4 protein-coding genes are annotated in these 3692 nt (G+C 72.2%); 3 read left to right on the forward strand and 1 reads right to left on the reverse strand.

The features are described 5' to 3' along the window. Positions 1–96 precede the first annotated feature (96 nt). From ABZ646_RS42670 to ABZ646_RS42680, 3 genes are all read left to right on the forward strand, one after another. Positions 97–1431: a sensor histidine kinase gene (locus tag ABZ646_RS42670; RefSeq protein ID WP_360532031.1), complete on the forward strand. Its 1335-nt coding sequence runs from the start codon at positions 97–99 to the stop codon at positions 1429–1431. After that, positions 1428–2117, forward strand: coding sequence for a response regulator (locus ABZ646_RS42675; RefSeq protein ID WP_360532034.1), 690 nt, complete (start codon positions 1428–1430; stop codon positions 2115–2117). Before ABZ646_RS42670 ends, ABZ646_RS42675 begins: the two co-directional genes overlap by 4 nt. Positions 2118–2211: 94 nt before the next feature. Continuing rightward, positions 2212–2724, forward strand: coding sequence for a tetratricopeptide repeat protein (locus tag ABZ646_RS42680; RefSeq protein ID WP_360532037.1), 513 nt, complete (start codon positions 2212–2214; stop codon positions 2722–2724). A 10-nt stretch (positions 2725–2734) separates the two neighbouring features. Here ABZ646_RS42680 and ABZ646_RS42685 read toward each other — a convergent pair whose 3' ends face one another. Further along, positions 2735–3379, reverse strand: a complete 645-nt coding sequence (locus tag ABZ646_RS42685) for a dihydrofolate reductase family protein (protein ID WP_360532041.1) — start codon at positions 3377–3379, stop codon at positions 2735–2737. Positions 3380–3692: the final 313 nt, after the last annotated feature.

Consider the following 3692-nt stretch of genomic DNA (forward strand, 5'->3'; position numbering starts at 1 on the left):
GGTCGAGAACGTCCGTGTGATCACCGCCACCGACCCGTACGCCGAGCTGTGGGTCACGGTCAAGCCGCACGAGAACGCGACCCGGCGCTGATCGGCGTGGCGACGGGTGATCCCATCGTGGTCCTGGACGGCCGCCCGCACGTCGGCACCGACCCGGGCGGGCTCGGACGCTCGGCCAACGGGAAGGCCCCGCTGTACGGGCCCGACGGCAAGCTGGTCGGAGAGGTGTCCGCGGGCATCACCGAGCACCATGTGCTGGGCGAGCTGTGGCGCGAGCTGCCCACCTTCGGCCTGTACAGCGCCATCGCCGTGGCGCTCGGCTCGACGGCCGCGCTCCTGCTGGCCAGGCGGCTCAAGCGGACGACGTTCGGGCTGGAACTGGAGGAGATCGCCGGGCTGCTCCAGGACCGCGAGGCGATGCTGCACGGCATCCGCGAGGGAGTCGTCGCCCTCGATCCCGACGGCCGGATCACGGTGGTCAACGACGAGGCCCGCGACCTGCTCGGCCTGGGCACCGCGCTCGGCAGCACGCTGGCGGAGGTACTGCCGGACGGGCGGCTGCGCCGCGCCCTGGACGGCACCGTGGCGGGCAGCGACATCAGTGTGCTGACCGACGACCACTGCCTGGTCGTCAACCGGATGCCGGTGGCCCTGCACGGCCGTGAACTGGGCGCCGTGGTCACCGTGCGCGACCGCACCGAGCTCATCGGGCTGCTGCGCGAACTGGATTCCGTGCGCGGGCTCACCGACGCGCTGCGCGCCCAGCAGCACGAGTTCACCAACCGGATGCACACGATGGCCGGGCTGCTGGACATCGGCGACCACGACGCCGCCTACGAGTTCGCCGTCGAGACGGCCGGCGCCGAGCAGGCGCTGGCCGAATCCGTACGGGAACGCATCGGCAACCCGCTGCTCGTGGGCCTGCTCGTCGCCAAGATCACGGTGGCCGCGGAACGCGGGGTGCGGATCGTCCTCAGCGACGACTCCGCCCTCGGCGAGGACCCGCCGCATCTGCGCCGGCTGCTGACCATCGTCGGCAACCTGCTGGACAACGCGATCGACGCGTCCGCGTCCGCCCCGGCTCGGCCGGGTGGTCCGGAGGTGCGGCTGTCCTTGATCGAGGCCGTCGACGTGGTACGGGTGGAGGTGGCCGACACCGGGCCGGGCATCCCGCCGGGCGCCACCGAGTCGATCTTCGAGGACGGCTGGTCGACCCGCCCCGACCGGGGCACCGCGCGGCGCGGCCTCGGACTCGCGCTCGTCCACCGGCTGGTGCAGCGGCACGGCGGCACGATCACGGTCAGCGAGGGGCCGGGTGCGGTCTTCACCGTGACGTTGCCCGGGCCCGGCATCGCCCCGGCTCCACCGGACGCCCTCTTCACGACGGCTCGGCCGGTGCCGGTCGGCCGCACGGGAGGTGACCGCTGGTGATCCGGACCCTGGTGGTGGACGACGACTTCCGGGTCAGCCGCATCCACTGCGACTACGCGTCCCGCGTCAAGGGCTTCGAGGTGGTGGGCCAGGCGGCGACCGTGGGCGCGGCGCTGGACGCGGTGCACGACCTCCGCCCGGACCTGCTGCTCCTCGACATCTTCCTGCCGGACGGCAGCGGACTCGACGTGCTGCGCCGGCTGAACGGGGACGAGGGCGGGAACCGCCCCGACGCCATCATGATCACCGCCGACCGGGACATCACCTCGGTGCGGACCGCGATGAAACTCGGCGCCGTCGGCTACCTGGTCAAGCCCTTCGGTGCGCCCGACCTCGCCGAACGGCTCACCGCCTACCGCGAGCTCCAGCACCGTATGGACGCCCTCGGGGCGGTGCCGGAGACCGACCAGGCCGATGTGGACGCCCTGTTCAGCGCGGCCCGGCCGCCCGCCGTGCCCCGCGTCCCCGCCAAGGGCCACTCCGCGCCGACTCTCGCCCTGCTGCACCAGACCCTGCGCGCCGCGCACGACGCCCTGTCGGCCGCGGAAGCAGCCGAACGCACCGGCGTCTCCCGCGCCACGGCCCAGCGCTATCTCTCCTACCTGGTCAAGGAGGGCATGGTCCGCCTCGAACTGCGCTACGGAGCCACCGGACGCCCCGAGCACCGCTACCGGGTGGCGCACTGACCCGGCGACGGCGACGACGGCGGTGACGGTCACCGCGGGCGGGGCCCCGCTAGGGTGAGTCGATCTTCAGACTCGTACGCGTGGGGGCGCAGCAGTGACGACCGACGTGACACCCGAACTGGCCGAGGCGATCCAGGCTGGCCACGACCGGCGCGACCGGGCGAACATGGCGCCGACGATCGCCTACTTCCAGGCGCTGCTCGCCGAGCACCCCGACCACCCCGTGCTCCTGTACGAGGTGGGCGGCGCCTACGACACCGCGGGACAGGAGGAGACCGCGCGCGGCTACTACGAGCGGGCGCTCGCCCTCGGCCTCGACGGTGACGTCCTGCGCCGGTGCCTGTGCCAGTACGCCAGCACCCTGAGGTGGCTGGGCGAACTGGACGAGTCGCTGGCGGTGCTCGACCGCGCCCGTGGGGCGTTCCCCGACTCCGACTCCGTACGCGTCTTCCGCGCCCTGACCCTCAACGACGCCCGGCGGCCGGACGAGGCCGTGGCCGAGTTGCTCACCGTCGTCACCGAGCACGCCGAGGTCACCGACCTCGGGCGGTGGGCGGTCGGCCTGCGCGGCCTCGCCCGGTGGCTCTCCGACGGCCGCCCCGGATAGGGCCCTGGCGTCACCTTCGCCAGAACAGGTGGTGCGTCACGCCGCTCGGGCTGGGCACGAGCTCCAGATGGAACCGGTCGAGCAGCTCGTCGGGGGACTCCCACAGCCGTAGTCCGGACCCGAGCCTGACCGGTGAGACCGCCACATGCATGGTGTCGACGAGGTCGGCGTCGAGGAACTGCCGGACGGTGGTGACCCCACCGCCGAGCCGGACGTCCATGCCCTGCGCCGCTTCCCGCGCGCGCTTGAGGACGGTGGCCGGGTCGCCGTCGACGAAGTGGAACGTGGTGTCGGAGAGCGTGAACGACGGACGCTCGTGGTGGGTCATGACGAACACCGGTGTGCGAAACGGGGGCTCGTCCCCCCACCAGCCGTGCCACTCATGGTCCTGCCAGGGACCGCGCTGGGGCCCGAACTTGTTGCGACCCATGATCTCGGCACCGATGTTGCGTGCGAAGTCCCGCGTGAAGTAGTCGTCGAGGCCCCGGCTCCCGCCCGGATCCGTGCGCATCGGCCAGCTCGCCGTGGCTCCGGCCCAGGCGAACAGCCGCTCGGGGCGGTCGAGCCCGAACGGCCGCTCGAGACTCTGGTGCTCACCGGCACCGATAGCGTCACTCGAGACGTTGAAGTTCATGACTTTCAGCAGTTGATCCACGGGTTCCCTCGTCAGGTCGAGTCGCGTCACCGTGCGGCGCGGCGCCGCACACCATGACGTCGAACGGGACGCGGCCGGATCGACAGCGGCCCCGACTTTTTTCCCGGCAGCGTCCACCAGCCGATGCCGTCGCGGAGCGCTACGCGTCCGACAACCGCGCCTCTTCCAGATCCAGCCACCGCTGCAACCGGCGACGCGTCGTCTCGCTGATGGCATGGGCGTCGTAGAGGCGACTGGCGGCAGCCGTTCTCCACGCAGTCCATCACCAAGGTCTTCACCCTCGCCCTCGACCTGGCCCGCGAGGGCGACGAAC

The organism is Streptomyces sp. NPDC007162, assembly GCF_040634175.1.
Lineage (GTDB): Bacteria > Actinomycetota > Actinomycetes > Streptomycetales > Streptomycetaceae > Streptomyces.